The sequence below is a fragment of the Vibrio genomosp. F6 genome (genome assembly GCF_005146325.1).
In the GTDB taxonomy this organism is placed as follows: Bacteria; Pseudomonadota; Gammaproteobacteria; order Enterobacterales; family Vibrionaceae; genus Vibrio; species Vibrio cortegadensis.
In genome coordinates this window covers 91,974-118,426 of the sequence record NZ_SYUT01000028.1, presented here as the reverse complement: position 1 = coordinate 118,426, position 26,453 = coordinate 91,974, and the positions used below count along the sequence as shown (strand labels likewise).

General features: G+C 41.8%; 19 protein-coding genes and 2 tRNA genes. 2 read left to right on the top strand and 19 right to left on the bottom strand.

All coding sequences use genetic code 11. The annotated features are described in order from the left end of the window. Positions 1–15 precede the first annotated feature (15 nt). The 7 genes from betA to FCV43_RS11900 all read right to left on the bottom strand — a co-directional run bounded on the left by betA (position 16) and on the right by FCV43_RS11900 (position 7,503). Positions 16–1,722 carry a choline dehydrogenase gene (betA, locus tag FCV43_RS11930; protein ID WP_136995309.1) on the bottom strand — a complete coding sequence of 569 codons (1,707 nt, stop codon included), beginning with the start codon at positions 1,720–1,722 and terminating at the stop codon, positions 16–18. A 30-nt stretch (positions 1,723–1,752) separates the two neighbouring features. Further along, the gene (gene betB / locus FCV43_RS11925; protein WP_136995308.1) at positions 1,753–3,213 is read right to left on the bottom strand and encodes a betaine-aldehyde dehydrogenase; all 1,461 of its coding nucleotides are present in this window, start codon (positions 3,211–3,213) and stop codon (positions 1,753–1,755) included. Positions 3,214–3,290: 77 nt separating this feature from the next. Next, positions 3,291–3,899, bottom strand: coding sequence for a transcriptional regulator BetI (betI, locus tag FCV43_RS11920; protein ID WP_136995307.1), 609 nt, complete (start codon positions 3,897–3,899; stop codon positions 3,291–3,293). A 517-nt stretch (positions 3,900–4,416) separates the two neighbouring features. Further along, positions 4,417–5,805: a C4-dicarboxylate transporter DcuC gene (gene dcuC, locus FCV43_RS11915; protein ID WP_017052821.1), complete on the bottom strand. Its 1,389-nt coding sequence runs from the start codon at positions 5,803–5,805 to the stop codon at positions 4,417–4,419. A gap of 406 nt (positions 5,806–6,211) precedes the next feature. Further along, positions 6,212–6,285, bottom strand: a tRNA-Cys gene (locus FCV43_RS11910). Between the two features lie 57 nt (positions 6,286–6,342). Next, a tRNA-Leu gene (locus tag FCV43_RS11905) sits at positions 6,343–6,429 on the bottom strand. Between the two features lie 246 nt (positions 6,430–6,675). Then, positions 6,676–7,503 (bottom strand): alpha/beta hydrolase, encoded by an 828-nt coding sequence (locus FCV43_RS11900; RefSeq protein WP_136995306.1) that lies wholly within the window; start codon positions 7,501–7,503, stop codon positions 6,676–6,678. Between the two features lie 390 nt (positions 7,504–7,893). Here FCV43_RS11900 and FCV43_RS11895 point away from each other — a divergent pair, with 390 nt between their 5' ends. Continuing rightward, on the top strand, positions 7,894–9,063 hold the full coding sequence (locus FCV43_RS11895) for an HD-GYP domain-containing protein (RefSeq protein ID WP_113799688.1): 1,170 nt from the start codon (positions 7,894–7,896) through the stop codon (positions 9,061–9,063). Between the two features lie 147 nt (positions 9,064–9,210). Here FCV43_RS11895 and FCV43_RS11890 read toward each other — a convergent pair whose 3' ends face one another. From FCV43_RS11890 to FCV43_RS11840, 11 genes are all read right to left on the bottom strand, one after another. Continuing rightward, positions 9,211–10,860: a phosphoethanolamine transferase gene (locus tag FCV43_RS11890; protein ID WP_136995305.1), complete on the bottom strand. Its 1,650-nt coding sequence runs from the start codon at positions 10,858–10,860 to the stop codon at positions 9,211–9,213. 17 nt (positions 10,861–10,877) lie between these two features. Further along, on the bottom strand, positions 10,878–11,234 hold the full coding sequence (locus tag FCV43_RS11885) for a diacylglycerol kinase (RefSeq protein WP_136995304.1): 357 nt from the start codon (positions 11,232–11,234) through the stop codon (positions 10,878–10,880). 158 nt (positions 11,235–11,392) lie between these two features. Next, a complete protein-coding gene (locus FCV43_RS11880; RefSeq protein WP_136995303.1) occupies positions 11,393–11,785 on the bottom strand; it encodes a glycine zipper family protein in 393 nt (130 codons plus the stop codon). A gap of 175 nt (positions 11,786–11,960) precedes the next feature. Continuing rightward, positions 11,961–13,250: an ATP-binding protein gene (locus FCV43_RS11875; RefSeq protein ID WP_170961652.1), complete on the bottom strand. Its 1,290-nt coding sequence runs from the start codon at positions 13,248–13,250 to the stop codon at positions 11,961–11,963. Between the two features lie 33 nt (positions 13,251–13,283). After that, complete coding sequence (locus FCV43_RS11870; protein ID WP_371730716.1) at positions 13,284–13,991, bottom strand: response regulator; 708 nt, start codon at positions 13,989–13,991, stop codon at positions 13,284–13,286. Between the two features lie 229 nt (positions 13,992–14,220). Beyond that, entirely contained in the window at positions 14,221–16,911 is a 2,691-nt protein-coding gene (locus tag FCV43_RS11865) for a TIM-barrel domain-containing protein (RefSeq protein WP_136995302.1), read from the bottom strand. A 325-nt stretch (positions 16,912–17,236) separates the two neighbouring features. Beyond that, positions 17,237–17,794: a copper-resistant cuproprotein CopI gene (copI, locus tag FCV43_RS11860; protein WP_017051893.1), complete on the bottom strand. Its 558-nt coding sequence runs from the start codon at positions 17,792–17,794 to the stop codon at positions 17,237–17,239. Positions 17,795–17,878: 84 nt separating this feature from the next. Continuing rightward, positions 17,879–21,010: an efflux RND transporter permease subunit gene (locus FCV43_RS11855; RefSeq protein ID WP_136995301.1), complete on the bottom strand. Its 3,132-nt coding sequence runs from the start codon at positions 21,008–21,010 to the stop codon at positions 17,879–17,881. Then, entirely contained in the window at positions 21,007–22,713 is a 1,707-nt protein-coding gene (locus tag FCV43_RS11850) for an efflux RND transporter periplasmic adaptor subunit (RefSeq protein ID WP_136995300.1), read from the bottom strand. Before FCV43_RS11850 ends, FCV43_RS11855 begins: the two co-directional genes overlap by 4 nt. 13 nt (positions 22,714–22,726) lie before the next feature. Further along, positions 22,727–24,112 carry a TolC family protein gene (locus FCV43_RS11845; RefSeq protein ID WP_136995299.1) on the bottom strand — a complete coding sequence of 462 codons (1,386 nt, stop codon included), beginning with the start codon at positions 24,110–24,112 and terminating at the stop codon, positions 22,727–22,729. Between the two features lie 89 nt (positions 24,113–24,201). Next, positions 24,202–24,666: a hypothetical protein gene (locus FCV43_RS11840; protein WP_136995298.1), complete on the bottom strand. Its 465-nt coding sequence runs from the start codon at positions 24,664–24,666 to the stop codon at positions 24,202–24,204. A gap of 91 nt (positions 24,667–24,757) precedes the next feature. Between FCV43_RS11840 and FCV43_RS20640 the strand changes: the two genes are divergently transcribed. Further along, the gene (locus FCV43_RS20640) at positions 24,758–25,000 is read left to right on the top strand and encodes a DUF6363 domain-containing protein (RefSeq protein ID WP_346762992.1); all 243 of its coding nucleotides are present in this window, start codon (positions 24,758–24,760) and stop codon (positions 24,998–25,000) included. A 178-nt stretch (positions 25,001–25,178) separates the two neighbouring features. On the opposite strand, the gene FCV43_RS11830 is transcribed toward FCV43_RS20640, so the two are convergent. Continuing rightward, a complete protein-coding gene (locus FCV43_RS11830; protein WP_017053536.1) occupies positions 25,179–26,372 on the bottom strand; it encodes an acetate/propionate family kinase in 1,194 nt (397 codons plus the stop codon). Between the last annotated feature and the right edge of the window lie 81 nt (positions 26,373–26,453).

Sequence of the window (26,453 nt, the reverse complement as noted above, 5' to 3'; positions counted from 1 at the left end):
ATGATTACTGACTTTCTATTTTGAAGAGATCGTGTCCAATTCTCTTTCTGGTTTATTTACTCTTTGTTTCTTTTCCCAATCTGGTGCGATCCAAACCGGGACATTTTTCGCTTCAAGCAACGCGTTACCTAAAATCAAATCGGCTGCCCGTTCTGCAACCATGATCGTTGGCGCATTTAAATTGCCATTTGGAATGGTCGGGAAAATAGACGAGTCCACCACACGGAGTTGAGCAATCCCGCGTACTCGGCAAGCTTCATCTAAGACTGCTGTTGGATCATCATGAGAACCCATCTTACAACTGCATGATGGGTGATAAGCACTTTCTACATTTTGCTTAACCCATTCATCTATGTCCTCATCAGAGGTGATATGCATTCCCGGTTGAATCTCTTCTCCGCGATACTCATCAAGTGCAGGCTGTGCAAGAAGTTCGCGTGTTAAGCGAATACAATCACGCCAGTCTTGGCGGTCTTGGAGTGTTGAAATGTAATTAAAACTGATCTTTGGTTTCGCATGCGGATCGGCAGACGTTATCTCCACAGAACCTCGACTCTCAGGCTTATTTGGCCCAACATGAACTTGGAATCCATGACCATCAAATGCCGCATTGCCGTCATAACGCATTGCTGCTGGGAGGAAGTGATATTGGATATTTGGCCATTTAAGCCCTTTGCGAGAACGTATAAAGCCGCAAGACTCAAAGTGATTGGTCGCACCTAAACCTTTTCGAGTCAAAATCCATTCCGTACCAATTAACCCTTTGCTGACAAGGCCTAATTTACTGTTTAGAGTGATCGGTTGAGAGCAATGATATTGAAAATAGACTTCCAAGTGATCTTGTAGATTCTGGCCAACACCAGGCAGATCATGTTTTAGTTCGACACCGGCTTGGCTCAGCACTTCTTTAGGTCCAATGCCTGAAAGCTGCAACAGTTGAACCGAACCAATGGAACCCGCACTCGAAATCACTTCTTTTGTTGCGCGAGCTTGTAGCGTTTTCCCCGATTTTTCGAATTCAACGCCAACGGCTGTTTTTCCTTCCAAAATCACTTTTCGCGCGACAATTCCCGTCATCAAGGTTAAATTTTTACGCTTCATTGCACGGCGTAAATAAGCATTGGACGTCGACGCTCGTATGCCTTTTTTAACGGTCATATGCATTGGGCCAAAACCCTCTTGCTGATAACCGTTATAATCTTTTGTTTCGGGATATCCGGCTTCTTTCCCTGCATCAATAAAAGCTTGGTAAAGCGGATTTAAAGCCATATCGTTACCGTTACAGGTGCCCAACGGCCCAGTTCCACCTCGGTATTCATCCTCGCCTTGAATCCAAGTTTCAGCACGACGAAAATATGGTAGGCAAGCTTGATAATTCCAGCCATTCGCACCTTTCTCTTCCCACTCATCAAAATCACATGCATGACCGCGAACATAGACCATACCGTTGATTGATGAACTGCCACCAAGTACTTTTCCTCGTGGGCAGTGCAACTTCCGACCATCAATGCCCTGCTCGGCTTGAGTTTCAAACTGCCAAGCGTATCTTTCTGAATTCATCGGGTATGAGAGTGCGGTTGGCATCTGGATGAAGATGCTTTTATCTGTGCCTCCTGCTTCTAAAAGTAGAACGTTGAACTCACCACTTTCCGTTAACCGATCCGCTAAGACACAGCCAGCCGAACCCGCGCCAACGATAATATAATCGTAGCTTTGTTGCATTGGTCGTCTCCTTGACGTTAGAAAATCGAATTAAGCGTAAGGGCTGGCATAATCACCAAGCTCAATCAGTACACTTTTCGTTTGGGTGTAATGCAGAAGTGTTTCTGGTCCATTCTCACGGCCAATTCCAGACATTTTATATCCGCCTACCGGCATCTCAGCAGGAGAATCCCCCCAAGTATTGACCCAACAGATCCCAGCTTGCATCTGATGAATAACTCGATGTGCTCTGGATAAGTTTTGAGTGAAGATCCCAGCCGCTAAGCCATAATGAGTGTTATTAGCCCGCTGAATCACATCCGCTTCATCGCTAAACTTTAAAACGGACATAACAGGGCCGAAGATTTCACTTTGGACATGTGGCATATCATCTGTGCAATCAACAAAAACCGTTGGCGCGACAAAGTTGCCTTTATCTAAACCATTTTCTGTCACTTGATAACCGCCCGTCAGTAGCGTTGCACCACTGGCTTTTGCCGTCTCAATAGCATCTAACACTTTTCCTAAATGCTCCTTTGAGATCAGAGCGCCAATTTGAGTCTCCAAATCCATTGGATCGCCAACGGTCAGCTTTTCCGTTCTCTCTTTTAGCTGCAAAACAAAATCGTCATAAATAGACTCATGAACAAACACGCGCGTGCCATTGGTACAAACTTCACCTTGTGTATAGAAGTTGGCAACCATGGCGGCAGATACCGCATCATTCAATTTTGCATCATCAAAAATCACAAGTGGTGACTTTCCACCAAGCTCCATGGTGACCGATTTAAGTGTTTTCGCACTGTCGGCCATCACCGCTTTACCTGTTCCCGTTTCTCCAGTGAAGGAGACTTTAGCTACATCAGGGTGCGCGGTAAGCATTTGGCCTACACGGTAATCCCCTTGCACCACGTTAAATACACCGTCTGGCAGTCCCGCTTCTGTGTATATTTCGGCTAATTTCAATGCGGTAAGTGGTGTCTCTTCGGAAGGTTTGAAAACCATCGCATTACCCGCGGCTAATGCGGGTGCGGATTTCCACATTGCAATTTGAACAGGATAATTCCAAGCGCCGATGCCCGCGCAAACTCCCAAGGGTTCACGTCGAGTGTAGAAAAACTGATTGTCACTCAGTGGTTGCTGATCACCCTGCATAGCGGGAACGAGGCCTGCGAAATATTCGATCACATCTGCACCAGAAGCGATATCCACTTCTAGCGCTTCTTGTAATGGTTTTCCGGTATCGGCGACTTCTAATGCTGCAAGTTCATCATTTCGCTGTCTAAGTATTTCGACGGCTTTAAGCAAAATTCGGCTTCGTTCTATAGGTGACATTCCGGACCATATAGCAAAGCCACGTTTAGCGGATTCCATTGCGAGTTCAAGATCTTGTTGAGACGCTTGTCCTATCTCTGCAATCGCTTCTCCATTTGCAGGGTTATAACTGGTAAAGGTTTCAGCAGATGTTGCACATACTGCTTTACCATCAATGTATAGTGATTTCATTTCCATTTGAAGAATCTAACTTATTTTAATTTTGTGAATGAGTGATGTATTAGAAGTAACTGACTCGATACGTTCTTAAATCATCAAGAATTCATCGATTGTTGGGAATAAAAGGTGAGTTGTTTATCTAAGTAATCGTTGATGATTTCAGTGGCTTTCTCTCCATCAATACCATCAGGGTTGAGTGTGCCCCGCAGCCATATACCATCAATTAATGAAGCAACCCCGTGAGCCACGAGATCTGCTTGTTCAATTGGAAATAATGCTTTCAACTCAATTTTAAGATGTGACAATAGACGTTTTTCATTGACCCGTTGTAAGCGTTTAAGCTGAACGTCATGCATTGAATAAGACCAGAATGCTAACCACGTTTTCGCTACTTCATTTTTAACTTGATAGCCTTCGAAATTACCTTTAATGATCGCGTTGATCCGCTGATGGTGAGCATCCACAGGCAGTAATTTCAATTGGGAAGTGATACTGGTGGACAGCTGACGAAGGATCTCTCGCATCGTCTCTTCAAGCAGGCCGTGTTTGCCGCCAAAATAGTGATTAATGATTCCAGTCGACACACCAGCTTCTTTGCTGATCAACGAAATGCTCGCGCCATGAAGCCCTACTCGATCTATCACTGCCATCGTCGCTTTAACAAGTTGCGGTTTGCGAATATCTGGCATTCCAACCTTGGGCATTTCTGAACCTTTTATTTTTTATTGAACGATCAATTAAGTATAAAGTGCCAGAAAAATAGTTAGAGTACAAATTATTATTTCACCAAAACATTACATCTCACAACATACAAGCGCCACAAAATTACATAAAGGCAACATTTAATGCTTATGTTCAGAACGTAAGCAGAGCCATTAATTTCTTTAATTACAACAGTATAGAAATGATACTGAATATTTACAATGTAAACCCAAAAAGAACAACAGGATGGAAAATCATTAGACTACGAATTAATTACTTTGTAACAAAAACGGCTCCACTAACTTCATATAAGACACGTATTAAAGAAACATTCATCTGTTCAAATGGTGTTTTACTGGCACAAAAAAGCCCCAGTATCTAACTGAGGCATATAAGTTACAGGCATTAAAATCTGCCGTTCTCACCATTCATTGATTGTATATTGTCTGATCACCCTAAATCAAATTGCACTAAATCAGGTTCCAATCTTGATTCTCAGCAAGAGTCATTTTGAGGATGCTAAAAACTAATGATACTGACAAATACAGAGATGAGGATCCCGCCGACCATTGGAATCGTTGTTCTTTTTGCAAGTTCAAATGGTGAGACATCTGCAACGCCCGCAATGGCAACCATGTTAGGTGCGATTGGTGAGATATTACGACTCATCCCGGCAACAAACTGCATCGGTAACAGCATCATCACTGGTGCAATGCCCATCTTACCTGCGATTTCAGGAACTAAATTGGCAAACGAGAAAAATGCCGCATTACCTGAACCCATCAAAATAGCTGAAACCATAATGATTGCGACCATCACAATCGTCATAAGTACTGGGCTAAATCCAGCAGATTCGGCTGCATTTACAATCACATCGATGGCACCAATGGTTTTCAAACCTTGCGCAAAAACTTGGCCTGCAACAATGAATGTCACGACGTTAGCAAACTGACGCCCCATCCCATCGAAGAATATTTGAATAGAATCAACGACCGCTTTAGCATTGTCACGACGGACAAATTCAAATCCTAAAGTGATGACAATAGAAACGAGCATTGCCGTAGTCACGTCCATTTTAATGCTACTTATCATTAATTTACTGAAAGTAAAAATAAGCACTAAAGGAATAACCGGTAAAATAGCGTAGATGGTAGGCGCAATCGCTGAGCTTTCTTCGCTTACAGCCACAGTTTCTGATTGCTCATTCAAATGGCGATGTTCACTTGCGATATGGCCACTTTTTACATCAAAATACTTTTGTACCAGTACATGAAGAACAGCAATAACAGCTAATGCAGCAAGCGCAACCGCCAATTGATATTGCACAACGTAATCAACAACATCTATACCAATGATCTCTGCTGCAAAGTTCACGTTACCTTGACCCGGTCCCATCTCTACCGCAACCGCAGTCGCAATAGGCGCACATGCAGACAAACGACTTAAACCAACACTTCGCATTAATGGGTATAGCGTCACCATTAGTAGCACACCTAAACCAGATGCACTTGTAATGAAAATTGAGAGAAACTCACCAATAATGAAACACATCGCCATAAACAGGTAAGGCATATGCTTAATGTGAGTTAGCGGACGAGTAAGAACACGCACCAATGCCTCTGATGCACCAATCTCATGCATATAAAAAGCAAAGCCGGCAATCGCCATGATTTTCAGACCTAAACCGGCGCTCTGACTTGAAAAAGTGAGCTTAATAAAATGGAAAATATCAAGCCATTGAGACCCCGTTGAAGCACTTTCTGGCAGTGGTAAATCCTGCCCAATTAGCATTGCTGAAACCATCAAAACAATACCACCAGCAATTAAGATGGCTTGAGCCTTGTATCCCTTGAGTACAAAAGTCGCAACAAGCCCTGTCACGATCAGAGATATAATAATAGATAACATATAAATTCCCGAATAAAGCCCTAAAAAAAATCGATTCGCGCGGAGTTTATATTAAGAATTTTGACAATAATGTGATATTTGCTCGGAATATAAATTTATATGACATTAAATGCTTACGTTCCAAATATCGAATATTACATTGCATGTATATGCATAAAATATAATAGATAACGTGTTCTCTAGCACTTTAAATATTGCTCAATTGTTGTAGCGCTACAATTAAAATCAGACCAACGATGTACTTTGCCCTATTATTTATTACGAACTATTTTATAAACCAACTGTATTTACCTAATTAATGCGCGCAAATTTTATAATTAAAGAAATACACACTAATAAAGCAAAAGTGATTTGTGATAGATATGAAAAAAGCCCCAGCATTTCTGCTGGGGCTTTTAATCAATAATGGAGGCGCCTCCCGGAGTCGAACCGAGGTCCACGGATTTGCAATCCGCTGCATAGCCACTCTGCCAAGGCGCCATAATTGATATTGCTCTAATGAGCTTTGTTTCGATTTTACTAAAAGTAAAAATAAGATGGTGCCCCGGGCCGGACTTGAACCGGCACAGCGCGAACGCCGAGGGATTTTAAATCCCTTGTGTCTACCAATTCCACCACCAGGGCACGCAATTCTTGATTGCGATAATCGGCACCACTGTCAATAATGACAATTCCAATTTTCGTAAAATTCTTTTACTCAACAAGCTAACTGTGCGTTGCTCCCTGAGAACGAGATGTACTTTAACTGATTAAGAAAATGAGTCAACAATAAATTATATTGATTTGATTCAAATGGTTAAAAACCAAGCTCAACGAACATTTTAACACCAAAACGCAGTAAAAAAGGAGTTCAAACTTACTATTTAAGCTTTAGAGTTCTTGTTCAGAATTTGAAAACTTCAATATCTCAATATCTTTCACCGTCACTTTGCCATCCCTTCCCGCTTGATTGTCTTCGATAACATAATGATTCGCGTCAGTTTTGGTTATTGTATAATCACTTTCTGCTCCTGAAAATATAACGCTATTATTTCCTGAGTTACCCGTAACCCCGAGATTGTCGATTTTGGTTATCAATTGATATTGTTCAATCTCTTTGCTCGTCATATAGTGCATCTCATCTGACGCAGCGACATTAAGCGTAAACCAATAGAAACTCGCAGGAACCCCCATTTCTTGATAGTAATCTAAATATGGCTTATGCACGGGGCTTGATATAGGAAAGCTCCCACCATCCTTTACACCATCACTCCATGAGTGCACTCCCACTCTAGCACCTTCTACGAGTCTTCTCTTTGTTCCAGCGAGAAACAGATCGGTACCACCAGACGCAACATGCCCAGTTTTCCCAATTGACGTTGTAACTCCACTTTGCCTAATAAGCCTGCCTAACTGTAGGTTCGCATCATCGTCCGCTGAGCCATCAATATTAATGAGTGATAATGTTTTTATATTGGAGTTCGCTGCCAACATCTTACTAAATGCGGATGGTGTCCCGTCACAAACAACCCCAGTCACTTTTGCGATATCCCCTTCCACTGTGAATGACAGAGGCTTATCACCATCCATAGGAATTGAGCAGCTTGATTCAAATACTCCGGTGTTAGGAGAGACCGCTGTTGATGTTGAAGATGTTGAATTACAACCAACAAGAGATGAAACAACCATTGTGGTTAAAAGCGCAAGTTTTATATTCATTGCAATAAGCCCTATTTCGAGAAACGATGTGTTTACTTGAAATCACTTTAACAACATCAATACTGTAATTCTGGGCATGACACTTAGTACGACATACTGATATAAAGTGATACACAACAGCACAAATGAAAAGCGTCAGCTCATGTTCATAATTACGCCAAGGGATCAACTTCGTTCCCTATATTTGGGTAACTTGTTCAAAAAATTCGGCTAGTGAGGCGCTTTTGCACTTTCCATTAGATGAAACTTATATACAATATCGAGATTGCTCGCACATAACTAAAAATTTATATAATTAATACCAATACTACTGGGCAAAATTGCCCTATCTTGGTAGATAGTAGAATTATTGCTCTATCCAGTTATAAGAATAAATAAGGAGCAAATCTGGTGCTTCAGGAAGTAAATTTATCCGATCTAGAAATTGGAATGTACATCGTAGAAATCGCGCAACAAAAAAGTAACTCGCGTTTGCGTGATCCCGACTGGGTAAAAAGACAGTCAACCATTAAAAAGCTCGCAGAAAATGGCGTAATAAGTGTCATGGTTAATCCAGAAAAACGTAAATACGTTAAATCTGAAAACCATATAAAACACTTACAGCATAAGAGTGCGTTTGAAGATCTTGATGAAGCAAGTGAGCTTTTTATCGAGTCTAAATCTGTACAAAGGAAAGTTTTTGAAAACATACAAAACGGATTACAAATTGATGTGGAACTTGTGAAAGCAGCCACTGATAAGTCCATAGATATGTTATTCAAAAACCCTAACGCTATCAGCTGTATGCTGAATATTCGTGAAAAAGATGAGTATTTGCTAGAGCACTCGCTAGGTGTTGCTATTCTCACGGCCATGTTTGCTCGTTACCTCAATCTCAAGAAAGAAGTTATTCAGCACATGACTGTCGGTGCAATTTTGCATGATGTCGGTAAAATTGATATTCCAGACAATATTCTGCACAAGCCAGCGCGGTTAACTCATCCAGAGTTCGATATTATGAAAAAACATATCGACCACTCAATCACTAGGTTAGAAAAAACACCAGGGTTATCCAAACTTGCGTTAAGTACTGCGGCTTTGCACCATGAAAAGATCAATGGCAAAGGTTACCCATATGGTTTATCTGGAGAGGATATTCCACTCAATGGCCGAATAATTGGTATTTGTGATGTATTTGACGCTTTAACTGCAACACGTTGCTATAAGCAAGGATTTACTCATACGAAAGCATTCACTATTGTGCGCAAAATGGCAGCCGAGGGTGATCTCGACGAAGTGTTAGTCAAAAAATTCATTGATTGCGTGGGCTCATACCCTGTTGGTGCTATGGTGGAATTAACATCTGACAAGCTTGCGATTGTCGACACTCGCAACATAGATGATTCAACGAAGCCGAAAGTCTACACTTTCTATGACTTGAGCTCTCGTAAATACAGTGATGTGGTTCGCGTTGATCTAGCTGAAAAAGAAAATGTACAAATTGTTAAATGCATTCGAGCGGAAGAATATGGCTTAAATTTCCGTGAAGCGATTGAGCATATCAACACCAACAAAGTTTAAATCCCATTTGCAAAAAATCGCGATACCTAAACTCAATAGATCGAGTAGAAGGTATCGCGATTTCATTTTATCCCACTATAAGTCTTATCTACTACCACTTATTTTCAGAGACAATTACATATATTTGAAGACAAAAGATAAACAATATTAACTTCTGCAAGTATCAAATATATCCATCTCTTTATTATATATATTCGTATTTACATCCATTACACCAAGAATAGAATGAAATATATTATCCTGAGAATACTTGTTACTGCTCGCTTCACCTTTAATGCATGAAGTGTTGATCTTTTTAGTCTGCTTGAAACCATCAGACATCCAAAGCATCAGGGGAACTTTGGTTTGATATTCTGGAGCTAATCCATACGGCATTCCATGTAAGAACATACCGTTTTCTCCAAGAGATTCACCATGGTCAGAAATATATACCAGCGCGGTATTATATTTATCATTCAGATCTTTTAGCTTTTGTATCGCTTGGCTGATGACATAGTCAGTGTAAAGAATCGTATTGTCATATGTGTTAACTATCTCTTCAACGCTGCAGTTCTCAATATCGCTTCGTGGGCAATCGGGTAAGAATTTCCTCGCCTCTTTCGGGTAACGCTTATAATACGTTGGTCCATGACTGCCAATTAAGTGCAATGCAATCATCCTATTACCATCTAATGACTCGACATCTTGCTCAAAGCCTTCCAACAGAGCCATGTCATAGCATGTACTCCCATCACAGAGTTCATTCACTTCACTACGATCTACCACTTTTTTTGTAATGCGTTCGGCGACATTTTTATCCCCACCATCATTCTCTTTCCAAAGCACTGACACCTTCGCTCTATTTAAAATATCGAGTAAGTTATCTTGATTATCGGCAACCTTACGGTCGAAATTATTTCGAGTTAATGAAGAGAACATACATGGAACAGAAACGGCGGTTGCGGTTCCACAAGAGCTAACATTTTGAAATGAAACTACATCTAAATCGCGAGTAAACGCATTCGTAGGTTTAGAGTAACCGTTTAATTCATAATTTTGTGAACGAGCAGTTTCGCCGACCACAAATACAAGCAGAGTAGGCTTAGATTTTGAATCCTGCAGTGCTTCATCACTTTGTTTTGCATCTGCCCCTATATATTTATATTCAAGTGGTGTTGTGAGGTATTTATCCTTAATAAAACCTGTCGCGCTGTATATAAACTGAGTTGGAATGATTGCTTTTTTAAGTGCGCTATTATTTCTGCCTACTGATGCATAATCTTGATAATACATCATTGCAATTAAAGCAATCACTATAACGGAAGCTAGCATCGAACCGAGTTTAGATAAAACCATTTTGATGATATTTTGGTTCGCACTCAGCTTCGTCATCATTAGAATTAAAGCGGGCACTACACCCATTAAGAGAGTCCACACAACGGAGTAAACACTCAAATAAGAGCCGGCTTCACTGGTATCTGTTTCTATAACGTTTGCGATCATATTATAGTCAAACAGAGTTCCATAGTTATAACCCGCATAACTTACGACACTAGATAAAATTAAGACTATTACAAAAAATGGCTTTGTAATCATCGGCCAACTAAACAGATTGAAAATTAGATTCAATGCTGCCAAAAAGAAAATTGGGATTGATATTACAAACCCGACTTTAACGCCATTGATATCATTCAATATTGAACTAAGCTCGCTGTAAACAGGGATATTAACCACTACCGCAAAATACAAAGCGAGTATAAAGGTGACACCAGTATATGAAACCTTTCTTTTAAAGAGAGGCTTAATTAAATAATTCATTTTATTACCAATAGAGGTTAAAGCAGGATAATAGCCCATGTTAAAGCGGCAAAAACAAGCGAAACAAATACTGCGGCTGAGCCTATATCTTTTGCTCGACCACTCAACTCATGCCATTCAGACCCAATTCTGTCAACAACAGCTTCTATTGCAGAGTTAAGTAATTCGGCTAATAGGATTAAAACTAAGCTACCAATTAATACAACCCTTTCTACGTCGGTAATTGTAAAAACAAATGTAGCTATTGTTAATAAAAAGCAAAACACCACTTCTTGTCGGAATGCGGCTTCATTTATCCATGCCGCTTTTAAACCTTTCATTGAATATCCGGTTGCATCATATATTCTAGCAATTCCGGTTTTACCTGGTTTCATAATACATCCAAATATGAAAATCATTTCGAGGTCATACTAATCTTGTACGAGTGAATTTTATGTGTACAACTGAGTTATTTCCTCTTACTTTTTATAAATTAGGAAAAAATATAGTCCATCGGTTCCTAAATTCAATTCAATATTATTAAATTAGTTGCTTAATCTTCCGCATCATATACGGTGTATCCTTTCTTCACTAAACAACGTCTCAACACTTTGCTTTGCACTGCGGTCGCATCATTTGCTCCGGTTGCTGCTCCTGCTCCGGCACCAACAGCACCTCCGGCAACGGCACCAACAGCTGCCCCACCGACACCATCTTCAAGTACACCGACAAGAGCGCCCACTACTGCTCCTGTCACTGCGCTATTCTTCGCTTCCGTTTTAGCTGCTTCTGCTTTATCAACTTGCTCTGCGTAAGACTGGCAATACTTAAAATCTTGGTCATATTGATTTGCATCGACACCTGTCATATCTACGACAGGTTTTTGGTTGTAAGCACACGCTGATAGAGTGCTTGTCACTGCGAGTAACCAGATAATTTTTTTCATAACGGTACCTTATTGATTAAATTTAAAGTAACGTAAATGTACAGCGTTTTATTGGATATGACTGTCCTAATTTGTCTCGCTTTTGTCATACTCTGTCAGACACAAAAAAAAAGCGGTGCAAATGCACCGCTATATTTTTATAGAACACCGTTAATTATCTGACTATAAAGATTAATCAAACATCGTTTGGTATTTTTACAACAAAACAAGCTCCGCCTAAATAACTGTGGGAAATGCTCACTTTTCCTCGGTGACGATCGGTAATTTGCTTGACTATCGCCAGCCCTAAACCATGCCCTGATTTCTTTTTGTTTCGAGCTGAATCTGCACTATAAAATGCATCAAACAAATATGGCCAGTGCTTCTCATTGACTCCTTCACCGTCATCATGAACTTCAATACAGATATAGCCCTCATCTTTTGATAGAACAAGATGTATGTTCTGCTGTGCGAATTTACAGCCATTTCTAACTAAATTGTCCAACGCTCTTTTCAGTAAATGTGAGTCTGCTGTAAGGTAAGTTTCGACCGCAAACAAATCCGACTTAATATTGATCTTTGTATCTTTCCTCCAACGAATAATTTGATCTGTTATCCATTCATTGATTGAAATCGACTGTAGATTTAAATCTGTATCTGGCCTCTCGACACGAGCATAATACAGAAGTTCATCAACCATCGTCTCCATCTCTTCTGTATCTTCAATGATGCTTGCAATCGTCGTCTGCTGTTCTTTATCCAAATTCGTATCAGATAATATTTCAGCCTGCCACTGCACCCTAAAAATAGGGGTTCTTAGCTCATGTGCAACCGCATTAGTTAACGCTCGGTTACTGGTAATCAAACCTGAAATTTTATCAGCCATGTGGTTAAAGCTTTGATTTAAAGTTCCAACTTTTTTTGAACCTTTTAAAGGTGCTCGCGCATTAAAATCACCATCAGCAAAAGCCAAGGTGACTCTTTCTAATTCACGTATTCTGCGACTTAAAAACCAGATAAGTAGCACACAATAAAGAGCAAATCCAAAAATAAAAAATATCCAAACGATATTGTCATCAAAATCTATTTTCCGAATTAACGGAGCATCAGCATCAACATCCATTGTATAGATGTCATTACTATTGTTTATCGTAAACCATAAAATGCGTTCATCATCATAATAAAATCGCTGATCCACATGAGCAGCGATTCCATCTCGAACTTCTTTTGACTCACTACCTGAAGGTATAGTGGTTAGTATTTGGCGTGTTTTACTGGTGAAGTTATGCAGGGCTTCTAACGCAGCTTCTTTTCCTTGCCCATCAGATATTGTATCAATGGTGTCTAGGTAAGCCTCAGCTTCGTACTCTTGTAAAATATAATCGTAATCAGTATTAATTTGATAAATAACGATTTCATAGCCCACTAAACTCATAAAAAAAAGTAATATAAGCCCAAAGAATGACTCTAAATATATTCTTCGCATCTCACCCCTACCATATAACCATCATTATCGAATCTAGTTTTCCCATGCATCAGGGATAAACAGATACCCTTTACCGCGAACAGTGATGATTTTCTTTGGTGGCACGCTCACATCACCCAGCTTTTTTCTTAGAGCGACGATCTTATTATCGACGGTTCGATCAATACCATCATACTCGATGCCTCTTAGTAACTTAGTGAGCACATCCCGAGACAACACCTCTTCCGCTGATGATGCGAGTAAAAGTAGCAGGTCAAATTCGCTGTCTGTCATCACGATGTTCTGAGCACCAAGTTCACAACTACGATGCGCTTTATTTAACTTCAGTTGTCCAAAATGTAATTCATTCTTGTTTTCGACTACAGAAGTACTCTCTGCCCTACGTAACAACATACGGATACGAGCTAAGAGAACCCTTGGCTTGACCGGTTTACTCACAAAATCATCCATTCCAGTCTCTAGAGCTGCCACATGATCAAAATCATCATCACTTGCAGTAAGCATCAAAATCTTACCTCTATAGTCATTTCTGATCTGTCTACAAATTGTCAGTCCATCTTGGCCAGGCAACATGAGGTCGAGTAACACAAGATCTGGATTTTCATTGAGGATAACCTGCGGAGCTTCATTTCCATCCCCCACAGTAATTACGTTAAACCCTTGTTTTAAAAAGTAATCATTGAGCATTGACTGAAGTTTTAAATCATCTTCAACGATAACGAGTTTTTGAACGGACATAATTGATTCTCTGTACTTCAACTAGCGATTATGAATTGTCAGAGTTCGCCTGACACATGATTACAATGTTATAGAATTTCAGGTCATATGTATTTATAAATTGCGGCTGCAACCATAAATATCGCATATTTAGAAAACCGAAGTATCAATAAGTTCAATACGTTACTTACAAAAAAAGAGGCACCAAAATGATGCCTCTTTAAGAGAAAGTAATTATCAGTTAAGCGATGAGCTAATAGCTCACGATTATGGTTTGTTGATGCGATACATTTTGAGCATCAATAGCCAGTTCAAGTGTATTCCCCTGCATTTTCCATGATGTGATTTTTTCACCGTTCAATTCGACTTTTGTTGCTGAGAGCCCATCAAGTTGCCACTCAACCAATATTGGTCTTAATTGAGGAGCGCCTTCATAAGTCCCACTCGTCGTGAGCGTCAGTTTTGCCTCAGATTTTTTCGTATCTAGTTTGATTAATGTACGTCTTAAATCACCATCCAAATACTCGTTAGTGACGCCATCATCTTCATAGAGTGTAAATTCACTGTGTTGAGGTAAACCAAATACTTTCAGCGCTATAGTTTCAGGAACGTCACTGGTTAACTTACCGCTAGCAGCAGGGTTGAATGGCACAATGGCCCCCTCTTTCGCGTAAAGTGGTAGTTGGAACAGTGCTTCACCTTTCAGCTCAGAATAGAGCGGTTGTTCTTTCAACTCGATGCCAGTATCACTGTTATATGATTCGCCTGTTCTAAAGTCAAACCACTTCCCTTTCGGTAAATACACATCCACATTTTTTTGGCCTAACTTTGCGACAGCAACACTGAGTAATGATTCACCCATCATTTTGTGATTGCTTAGCGTTACTGCTTTTGGATCGTTTCCGAACTCAAAACCAAGACTTGGGAACACAGGAGCGTTGGTTAAATGTGCCGTATGAGCATTTGAGTAAATATACGGAATTAGCTGATACCTCAGTTCTAGGTTCGACTTATTACTCTCTAGATCACCGACTCTGTCCGGCGCTGTTTCTTTACAATTACATAAGTTCTCAGTGTGCGGACGAACAGGCACGTCAAACAATGAACTGTATGCGAACCACTGTGTGTAGGTTTCAGCTAGCGCTGCGTCTTTATCCTTACTCGGCACACCTAAACCCGCGCGATGGAAACCACCAATATCTGAACCATAATAATCCATACCCGATAACATCATATTGGTCTGCATACCCAGTTGAACCGACAAACTGGTAAGATTCGAACCAATATCACCCGACCACATTGAAGCACCAAAACGTTGAATACCTGGTGCACCTGAACGTGACATCATGAACGGACGCTGGCTGACATCATTACGCTGATAGCCTTGGTATATACTTTCTAACCATTTGTAATTGAAAATATTGTGTATTTCATTGTGTCCTTGATCGCCAGCATAGATACCATTGCTATTGTACATTTCAGGCTCACCAAGATCCGTCCAATGACCAATTACGCCCATATCAATCAGCGGTTGGCGTTTCCAATCATGCCACTTAATACCCGCCTCTTTATTGGTCCAATCAATCATTCCGCCTTTACCCCACCAGTAGCCACCGCCGTCTGAGTTGGTATTGATCGCTTTACCTGTTTTAGGGTCTCTGGCTAAGAATCCAGACTCTTCCATTATGCTATGCTCTTCGAGATCACGGCTCACGTATGACTCTTCAATCAACATCATGCCAATGCCGCCGTCTTTTAACTGAGCAATTTTCTGTTTCGGTTTTGGAAAATTATCTTCATCCCAAGTCAAAGTGCCCATATGGCTCATTGGATCGTAAGGCTGAACATTCCCAAACCACTGCAAATCCATCACGACGCCATCGATCGGAAATTCATTTGACGCTAACGTTTCAAGCTTGCTGTCCATCTCTTTCCAATTATCAAAGCCGTACTCCGATAACCACATACCAAACATCTTTCTTGGTGGAACAAGTGGGTTACCAACCATCGACATATAGGACTGGCGCAATTCAGGGAGATTCTCGGCTGCGAAATAGAATAAGTTCACATCGCCTTGCGCAGACTTAATTTTCCACGGGGACTGGCTGAAATCCCACTGTGTTGAGTACATATTGTCTAAATAGACGGCAAAATCCGTTTGATTTGGTGATGATGCATATAAAATTGGGAACATGGTATTGCCTGTTCCACCGCCATTAAACCCTTCCATACGGTTATTGGAGTGTCTCACTTTGCCATTCCAACTAGAGTCAATAACGCCTGGGTTCTGAAACTCTTGCCCTAAACCATTAAGTCGATACTGCTCATCCGCTGAAACGGTAAAGGCGGTGTTTGTGTCCGGGCAAATTTCACTTAATTGGTTATCTTTCTGATTTTCAAACGAAATACATAAGGTTTGCTCATCAACAGACACATCCAAGGCTGGCGTATTAAAGCCGTGTTTCGTTTTCTTAACCTTTGATGGTGCTTTAAATTTCGATAGATCAATCAGATCAGAGTGTTTAAACGATGCCTTTTCATCAGCGTCTTGGTAGGTGATTTGTAGAGCATTATCTGAATGAACAAAAATAGACAACTGCTTACTCTTTTGCGTCGCTCTCGCTTTGATGTTCGAGTATATTTTCTCGACAGTCGCGCTATCTAACTGCGTAGAGAGCGCGGATTTGAACGTATCTTCTGTATAAAACACTTCACCAAAAATAGGCCTCAGTGCCTTAGTCACATTCTCTTCTGGGAAGTCTTTTCTAAGACGAAAAACATCAACAGCCGTCACCTTGTAGGTATCTTGACCAGAGAAATGAAAGGATTGAGGCGCAGACGCCAATGCATGGCCGCTTAAGCCACTAAGAATACATGCGGTTAGGATATTAACGGGTAGTTTTTTGATAAGCACAACATCACCTAGAGATTGATTTTCCTTCACTTCTAAAACACATTCACTTAAGAGGAATGTTGTAATAGAGTCCTTGAAGCTTTATCCCATAGTAATAAAAGTGTTCACCGCTGAAAAATAGCCAAACTTAAACAAGATATAGATAAAAGCTATACCTCTGGTGCAACATAACGAGTTATCAGAATTTCGAGCAAGAAACAGAGAATTTATAGATGTTAAATATGTGACTTTACGACTGATATTGATCTCAAGGCGAATTGATAGTGTTCTGGTGCGCAGAAAAAATGAGTGAGCATGAATACCAAATGCTCACTCATTTGTTAAGAATAGAAGGCAGAACGTGCTGCCTTCGATATTAAAGTAGCGTTATCTTTTTCACCATCCCTTGCTCTGCATGTTCAGGAATATTACATGCAAATTCAACATTGCTATCCCCATGAAAGTGCCAGAGTAACTGTTTTGCTTTGCCAGGTTTGACTGTAACGGTACTGCCCGAATCATGGTTATGATGCGGCATAGACTTCATCATCTTACGATGTGCTAACTGCTCTTTCGCTGAACCAATCGAAAATTCATGATCTTGCTTACCAAGGTTCATCACAACAAACTGAACCACATCATTTGGTTGTATCTTCACCTCTTTCTTAAACTTAATCGTCATATCATCGTTGAGTAGAACATGAACAACTTTGTCTGGTTTTGCTCCTTTTGCTGGCATACCCACTTCTGACATACCTTCCATATTCATCATCGAATGGTCCATCTTGCTGTGGTTCATCTCGGTACTGTTCACTTTGGTACTGTTCATTTCTTCGTGGTTCATGGCTCCGTGATCCATTGTAGAGTGGTCAGTATCAGCCAATGCGTATGTTGTTGTGATCGTAAGCAGTGCTGCTAGTAGAGTCTTTTTCATGCGATTTTCCTTAATAAGTCATCTAATCTTTTTGATTTTCCATGTAGAGAGGGGCAGAAACCAATGGCTTCTACCCACTTAGCTTTAATCGTTTACCTTGCTCAGTTCTCGTTGCTTCCAAAGCTTAAAGATGGCTGGGAGTACCAGTAAAGTAAGCAGTAACGCTGATGCCATACCGCCAATCATAGGAGCCGCAATACGCTGCATCACCTCAGAGCCCGTACCTTCACCATACATAATTGGAATAAGGCCAATAATGACGGTGAGTACCGTCATCATGACCGGACGCACTCGAAGTCCTGCCCCCTCTCGAATCGAATGAGTTAGGTCTCTCTCTTGTAGTGTTAAACCTTTTTCTTTTGCATCGAGTTTGGTGTAATGCCAAGCTTGGTTGAGGTACACCAGCATAATGACTCCAATTTCTACCGCGACACCTGCAAGCGCAATGAAACCCACACCAACAGCAATAGAGAAGTTGTAGCCAAGGTAGTGCATTAGCCACAACCCTCCAACCATCGCTAGTGGCAACGTGAGCATGATGATCATCACTTCACCGACTCGTCTAAAACTCAGGTAAAGGAGTAGCATAATGATAGCGATGGTGATTGGCACAACGACACCTAAGCGCTCCTTTGCTCGCTCCATGTATTCGTATTGACCTGACCAAGCAATTGAATAGCCCGCAGGTAAATCAAGCTGATCACCCACCGTTTTCCGCGCATCTTCTACGTAAGAACCAAGGTCTCGACCATCAATATCCACAAACACCCAACCATTAGGGCGAGCATTCTCTGTCTTTATCATCGGAGGGCCATCTTCATAGCGAATATCGGCTACGTCTGCCAAGGCTATACGCGCACCATTTGGTGTAATCAGGGGTAAATTTTGCAGTTTTTCAACCGAATCACGATATTCTTGCGGGTAGCGAACATTAATTGGGTATCGCTCAAGACCTTCAATCGTTTCACCCACGTTCATACCACCGACTGCGGTCGAAACAACTTGTTGGATCTCTTTAATGCTCAGCCCATAACGAGCCGCAGCTCGGCGGTTTATGTCAATCGTGACATAACGGCCACCAGCAACACGCTCTGCATAAACCGATGCAGTGCCTGTAATGCTATTCAATATTGGCTCTAGCTCAGACCCAATCTGCTCAATGATTTTAAGATCAGGTCCCGCAATCTTGATACCGATTGGCGTTTTAATGCCAGTCGCAAGCATGTCGATCCGGGTTTTAATTGGCATTACCCAAGCATTGGTTAAACCTGGAAACTGAACTAAATCATCAAACTCTTTACGTAAAGACTCTGAAGTCACCCCGTCTCGCCATTGGCCTTTTGGTTTCAGTTGAATAACAGTCTCAATCATGGTCAGTGGGGCTGGATCGGTTGCGGTTTCAGCGCGACCTATCTTGCCCCATGCAGTCTTCACCTCTGGTACTGTCATAATCAGCTTATTTGTTTGCTGAAGTAGTTCTCTCGCTTTACCAATCGATATACCTGGGTATGTTGTTGGCATGTACATAAGATCGCCCTCATCTAGCGGTGGAATAAACTCACTGCCGAGTTGGGTGGTTGGGTAATAAGCTGAGCCCATCAGCGCAAGCGCAAGTAGGATCATGCTCTTTGGATACTTAAGGCTAAGGCTAAGTAGCGGTTTATACAGAGCTATCAGCCCTTTATTGATTGGGTTCTTATGCTCTGACAATATGTTTCCTCGAATGAAATAACCCATCAATACAGGAACTAAGGTAATCGCTAATCCCGCAGAAGCCGCCATTGCATAAGTCTTAGTAAATGCCAGTGGTGAGAACATTTTTCCTTCTTGGCCTTCCAAAGCAAATACGGGTACAAAGCTTAACGTAATGATCAGCAAAGAAAAAAATAGTGGAGCCCCTACCTCTTGAGCCGCATCACCTATCACTTGCCAACGGTTCTTATCGTTCAGTGGCGTTCGTTCGATATGCTTGTGAACATTCTCGATCATTACAATAGCCCCATCTACCATGGCACCAATGGCAATTGCAATACCGCCTAAAGACATGATGTTGGCATTGATACCTTGCCAATGCATGACGATGAACGCCGAAAGGATACCAACAGGCAAACTCAAAGCGATGACCAATGATGAGCGGATGTGGAATAAGAACAACGCACATACAATCGCAACCACCATGAATTCCTCTGCTAACTTTTTCCAAAGGTTCTCAACGGCAGCATCAATTAATGTGGAGCGGTCGTAAGTCGGAACAATTTCGACGCCTTCAGGTAAACTTCGTTGAAGTTCGGACAGCTTTGCCTTTACCTTAGTAATCACTTCACTGGCATTTTCACCAAATCGCATAACAATCACACCACCAGTAGCTTCTCCCTCGCCATTGAGTTCTGAAATACCACGTCTTATTTGCGGTCCAAAGTTGATATCAGCAATATCACCCAGTAACAAAGCTGTACCTTGTTGAGTGACTTTTAACGGCAGCGCTTCAATATCTTCAATGCTAGACAAATAACCCGTAGTGCGTACCATGTGTTCCGCTTCAGCCACCTCAACAACAGAAGCTCCACTCTCTTGGTTGCCATTTTGAATAGCCATATTGACTTGTTGTAAAGTCAGGTCATAAGCGCGTAATTTAGCCGGGTCGATTTGCACTTGGTACTGCTTAACCATGCCACCAACCGTTGCCACCTCTGACACACCTTCAACCGTTTGAAGCTCATACTTTAAGAACCAATCTTGCAAGCTACGGAGTTCCGCAAGGTCATGCTGTCCCGTTTTGTCTTGTAACACATAGCTGTATACCCAACCGACACCTGTCGCATCGGGACCCAAGGTTGGTTTTGCACTTGGCGGAAGCTTTGGTGCCACTTGGCTTAGATATTCAAGAACACGAGATCTTGCCCAATACATATCAGTATCATCGTTGAAGATAATGTAGACGTAAGAATCTCCAAAAAATGAGTATCCACGCACCGTCTCGGCACCAGGTACAGCAAGCATCGCAGTCGTCAGCGGATAGGTGACTTGGTCTTCAACAACCTGAGGAGCCTGCCCCGGATAGCTTGTTTTTATGATCACTTGAACATCAGAAAGATCGGGGATCGCATCGACAGGAGTATTCTTTACGCTGTATAACCCGCCCAAAATAAGTGCGATTGTTGCCACCAGAACCAAAAATCGGTTACTGATAGACCAACGAATGATGGCATTTATCATTGTTCACCCTCGCTTATTTCTAGTCCTTTCAATAGATACTCTGAACCTTGATTTTCAACTAAAAAACGAACGCTTTGACCTTCTTCAAAATCAACTAAATTCACCTCATCTCCAACAGAGAAGTTCATCTCTCCAGCGTCCCAATCCCATTCTGGTACTGGTTGATGATTAAGGGTGATCATGCCGAAATCAGCCATCAGCATGGTAATGTCACCGTTAATCCAAACTTCAGAAGCCATTAAAGATTCACTGATCTTGTAATCGACTATTTCATACTGACCCGATGCGGCCTTTTGCATCTCAAACTCCAAATGCTGCCCTGCAACAAATGAATCAAACGCTACGCTATCTGCTACGTTAAAGTTCATCACCATTCCGGGCCAGTCCCAATCAGGTACAGGTTGATGATTGATAGTAAGCATGCGATGACCCGCCATCACATCGGTGATTGTCCCTTTTGCCCAAGCCGTTTCAGCAGGAACTTCCACACCATTGATGCGTGATAATTCCGCAGACTGGCTAGACTCTGAATCCAGCATGAAGTGTGCAGAGGTAACGATGCTGTCCCCCGCAGCTAAGCCTTGTAAGACTTCTATTTTGTCCGACGCTTCTCTTCCCACTTCGATTCGTACAGATCGATACTTGCCATCCCCTTCCGCTAACACCACTCGGGCCATGCCGCCAGACCGAATAACAGATGAACGAGGAATCGTTAAGACTGCATCGCTAGTAACCGGTTTTAGGACCACGTTTGCAAACATATTGGGTTTTAGCTTACCTTCTGAATTACTAAAGCGCAGACGTACACGTAAAGTACGAGTGCTTGGATCTAAGATCGGGTAGACATAATCCACTTCCCCACTCCACTCACCTCCAGGTAATGCATCAAGGTTCATTGACGCTTGGCTGCCCTGCTTAATCCAATGGGATTGACGCTCGAAAACTTCCGCGTTGACCCACACTTCATCCAATGGCCCAGCACTAATGACGGCTTGTGCCGGAGAAAGATAACCCCCTTCTCGAATGTTCAAGCTTGCTATAACACCATCGGCAGGTGCTTTTACCTCAATGGTTTGAGAAGCTTCCCCCTTACGAACTATCGACTTAATTTGGTTCCGATCCACACCTAACGTAATTAAGCGCTCTGTCGCTCCTTTAACCATGCCTTTTCGGTTTGTTTTGTATGCACTGATAAGCTCTTCTTGGGCTTTAACCAATTCAGGCGAGTAGAGTGTAAATAGCACTTCACCCTGTTTTACTCTCTCACCTACCGCATTAATAAAGAGCTTCTCTACCCAACCAGATACACGAACATTGGTTTGCCATAATTGACTGTCATCAAAAGCGATATAACCCACCGTTTCGATACGAGGGGCTAATACTTCACGCTGGACTCTTGCCGTCTTAACACCGAGGTTATTCTCAACCGCAGGATCAATCTTCACTGTTCCTGGTTTATCATTCTCACCATTAAGGACCTCTGCATATACTGGTATAAGGTCCATCCCCATCGGTGACTTACCAGGCTTATCTCGTCTGTAATTTGGATCCATCGGAGCTGCCCAATATAACGGTTCATCACTACCAGTAACGTCTTCTGAACTCGCCATTTTGTCGTTCATTCCTGAGTGAAAGAGGCTTGCGCCGTAGCCTAATACGCCACCAATGAGTAACGCCATGCTTGCAACTTTAATCGTTTTCATTTTCGTTCCCTTTTTATTCTTCTAGATATTGGGTATTTGGCGTGCTGACTTGGTACTCGAAAGCACCAAGTAAAGAAGCAAGCTTGCTGCTGGTTTGATTAAAATCGGTAACTAAGCGACTCAGCTCGATCTTCAAGGCTAATTCATCAGTCGAAGCTGTAATCACATCACCAAACTGAGTTGTATTATTTTGATAACCTCGCTCAACAGCTTCGATTCGATCGGTGACTTGTGGCAATAGGCGGTCTTGATAACGCTTGATTCGCTCCTCTAAATTCACTCTATCGGTCACGAGTGCATTGACTTGTGCGTTCAACTGAGCGAGAAGAGTATCCTTCTGATATTGGGCAGCCCCAACTTGATACTGAGCTGAGGAAAGGTTCTTATCTTGTCGATTACCGGTGAACAAAGGGATGTCCATCGTGATATAGGCGCTAAGTAAATCAGAAGCGGGATCGCCCATCATGTTGTCAGCTTGGCGATAGGCATACATCACTTCCACACCAAATTGAGGACGATAAGCCTGTTCCGCAACCTCAACTTGAGTACGAATTGCCGAGATATTTGCGTCTGCCATTCGAGCCATTGGGTGGCCATTAAGCAAAGCGTAATACTGATTATTAGTAGGATGAGCCTTTAAGGTTGAACTCAAACGTTGCCAATTTAACTGGAAGCTCGCTTGCTTTGACGTTTCTGCACTCAGCCAATCCGCTCCTAACCATTCTGAAAGTTGGGCCATCACTCTGGCTTGCATTTGCTTATTTGAGTGAAGTTTTTCATCAAGCTTGCTCACCTGGAGCTGGGTATTCAGTAGGTCTTGAGCTTCGCTTTTTCCAATAGAATAGTTGGTTTGGACATACTGCTCCATCTCTGCCATCAGACTTCGAGTCTCTTTAACCAAAACTTCAACATGCTGGAGGTAACCCAGCTCTAACCATAGCTGAGTGACGTTATTTGCCACATCACGTTCACGTACTTGGATTTGATAAGCGGCACCGTCAGCCTGCTGGTTGGCTTTACGTTGTTTGAGTTCGAGAGTCGACCCGCGTTCAAACTGCTGCATCAACCCAACTGAGATATTGGTCATTGGATCATCATCAAACTTAAACGATTCAACAGGCAAACCACCAAATCCGACTTTAAGTTTTGGATCCATTAAGGTAGCACTGGCAATGCCTGATGCTCGAATGGTTTGTGACTGCGCTGCATATTGCGACCGACGGGGATCATTAGCCAATGCCGTCTCAATCAGCCAATTGAGTTGCTTAGTTGATGCAACTTTAGATGGCGAAACCGTTTGTGTTGCCGCATTAGAAATAGCCGGAATTGCAGATACAACAACGACGATCGTTAAGCAGCAGGTTTTAGGTAAACCTAATCTATAAAATTCAATATTCACTATGTTATCCACGATATAGTGTTATGGATATCCCAAGTAACCAAGCAAAGTAATGGTTAGACTTGAGAGCTAAATGTGCTGATATTGAATTAAGCGGAAGGTGGGCGGAGCAAGCCTTGGATACGCGTCACTTTATCACCAATCTTGAAAGTATGGTGTAGTGCCAGAGATGGTGACACGATTTTAACGCCATAAGACGGATCGATGGGATAAGACACACTCGAACAGACCGACACACAGCAATCATCAACATTCGATTCTGAATCTCCGCAATGCATCATGGTTGAAGATGCCTCTGCGCCTACATCAACTGTCGGAGTATTGCTACTCATCGAATGACAATTTGTTTTAATCGGATTGGTGTGATGATTGGTTGAGGTAGTTTCGGTACTTGTTCGCGTTTGAGCATGGTGCGTAGGTTGATCAAGTGTGGTCATCGCTTGGCTTTTCATATCACTCATCGTCATGACTGGCGTACTCGACACATAGTTAGACATCAGCATCGCAAAGATACTGAACATCGTGATCCATATGTGTTTAAGTGAGTGTTTCATATCATACCTATCAGAGTAATAAGTGGATTTTAAACATTCCCCCTAGGGTAAGGTCAATGCTTTATCACAAATTACTCAATAGAAAGTCTCGATTGCCATAAATGAAAGGCAACCTCATCTCGCTGAAGCAATGATCAACCGAGCCGACCATTACAACCGAACCTTAGCGTTTATTAATAACCCACCTCAAGATTGCACCATTAATGTTATAACTCCAGATGATAACTTTGCTGTAGGAAGATTAACGACAAATAACAACAAACTTGAAGCTGGGTATCAGATGGGTCTAAGGACGGCTAAAAATGCATCCATTTCAGCTTTAGGGACAAATTGAGTAATTCGGTAGCCATCGCTCAGATGATTGAGAATGAGATCATTGATGGGAAACTTATACCGATACGATAATGACGCATTTGGTCAAAAACCGTCTAGCGCTATCATTATGTACTTGAACGTCCAAAACAAAAAAACGAGCACTAGGCTCGCTTTTCTCTGTCATTTTTTAAGCTCTATTACAGCAATTCAATCGATTGTTGAGCAATAACAAATTCTTCATTGGTTGGAATCACCATTGCGACAGCACCTAGCATCTCAGACTTGCCGACGATACCAGCCGCACCGAATCGAGCCGCTTCATTGCCTTTCTCATCTTCTGCGAAGCCTAGTAATTTAAGGCTATTAAGAATTTCACGACGAATTGGCAGTGAGTTCTCACCAATGCCACCGGTGAAGATGATGCCATCAATAGAATCCAAAGCGACCATGTAAGAAGCAATGTATTTTGCTACACGGTAAGTAAATACTTGGAATGCAAGCTTAGCGCCTTCATGACCTTCTTCCATCGCTTCAAGAATGCCACGAGCGTCACTTGTTAAACCAGACACGCCTAAGAAACCAGATTTCTTGTTCAACGCTTCAAAGACTTTCTCTTGAGACCAGCCTTTCTTCATCAAGTACTCAATGATGCCTGGGTCTAAATCACCACAGCGAGTTCCCATCATTAGACCAGACAGAGGAGTGAAGCCCATGCTGGTATCAACACTTTGGCCATCTTTAATTGCACAAACAGAAGCACCATTGCCTAGGTGAACAGAAACAAAGCTGCTCTCTTCAACTGGTTTATTAAGCATTTTTGCTGCTTCACGGCTTACATAGTAGTGGCTAGTGCCGTGGAAACCGTAACGACGAATACCGAAGTCTGTATAAAGCTCTTTTGCAATAGCACCTGTGTACGCTTTTGCAGGCATAGTTTGGTGGAAAGCAGTATCAAACACAGCAAACTGAGGGAGCTCTGGGAATGCAGCCATAGAAGCACGCATACCAATTGCATGAGCAAGGTTATGTAGAGGGGCTAAATCACTTAGAGCTTCTACGTCTGCAACGATAGACTCATCTAAACGAACGGTTTTAGTAAACTTCTCACCGCCGTGAACCACTCGGTGGCCTACAGCAACAACATCTTCAATTAATTTGTACTCTTTTACTAACTCAACTAATTTTGCGACTGCAAGTTGATGGTGATTCTCTGTGCCTTGAATAGCGAATTCAAATTTTTCACCTTGGAATTTCCAGTTCATGCGAGCATCTTCTAGCCCGAAACACTCACCAAGTCCACTTAATACAGCATCACCCGAAGCTGAATCAATAACGGCAAATTTCAGAGACGAACTACCTGAGTTTATAACCAGAACAAACGAATTAGACATTTGTATATGCACCCTGTTTTAGACTGAATTGTGAAGCAATTGCTTCATGTTTGTATGAATCCATTATTCAATAATTTTTGA

What these genes read in the sequence shown, in the direction of transcription:
- betA (WP_136995309.1), bottom strand. Translation starts at nt 1,722, where the DNA reads ATGCAACAAAGCTACGATTATATTATCGTTGGCGCGGGTTCGGCTGGC.
- betB (WP_136995308.1), bottom strand. Translation starts at nt 3,213, where the DNA reads ATGGAAATGAAATCACTATACATTGATGGTAAAGCAGTATGTGCAACA.
- betI (WP_136995307.1), bottom strand. Translation starts at nt 3,899, where the DNA reads ATGCCCAAGGTTGGAATGCCAGATATTCGCAAACCGCAACTTGTTAAA.
- dcuC (WP_017052821.1), bottom strand. Translation starts at nt 5,805, where the DNA reads ATGTTATCTATTATTATATCTCTGATCGTGACAGGGCTTGTTGCGACT.
- FCV43_RS11900 (WP_136995306.1), bottom strand. Translation starts at nt 7,503, where the DNA reads ATGAATATAAAACTTGCGCTTTTAACCACAATGGTTGTTTCATCTCTT.
- FCV43_RS11890 (WP_136995305.1), bottom strand. Translation starts at nt 10,860, where the DNA reads ATGAATTATTTAATTAAGCCTCTCTTTAAAAGAAAGGTTTCATATACT.
- FCV43_RS11885 (WP_136995304.1), bottom strand. Translation starts at nt 11,234, where the DNA reads ATGAAACCAGGTAAAACCGGAATTGCTAGAATATATGATGCAACCGGA.
- FCV43_RS11880 (WP_136995303.1), bottom strand. Translation starts at nt 11,785, where the DNA reads ATGAAAAAAATTATCTGGTTACTCGCAGTGACAAGCACTCTATCAGCG.
- FCV43_RS11875 (WP_170961652.1), bottom strand. Translation starts at nt 13,250, where the DNA reads ATGCGAAGAATATATTTAGAGTCATTCTTTGGGCTTATATTACTTTTT.
- copI (WP_017051893.1), bottom strand. Translation starts at nt 17,794, where the DNA reads ATGAAAAAGACTCTACTAGCAGCACTGCTTACGATCACAACAACATAC.
- FCV43_RS11855 (WP_136995301.1), bottom strand. Translation starts at nt 21,010, where the DNA reads ATGATAAATGCCATCATTCGTTGGTCTATCAGTAACCGATTTTTGGTT.
- FCV43_RS11850 (WP_136995300.1), bottom strand. Translation starts at nt 22,713, where the DNA reads ATGAAAACGATTAAAGTTGCAAGCATGGCGTTACTCATTGGTGGCGTA.
- FCV43_RS11840 (WP_136995298.1), bottom strand. Translation starts at nt 24,666, where the DNA reads ATGAAACACTCACTTAAACACATATGGATCACGATGTTCAGTATCTTT.
- FCV43_RS11830 (WP_017053536.1), bottom strand. Translation starts at nt 26,372, where the DNA reads ATGTCTAATTCGTTTGTTCTGGTTATAAACTCAGGTAGTTCGTCTCTG.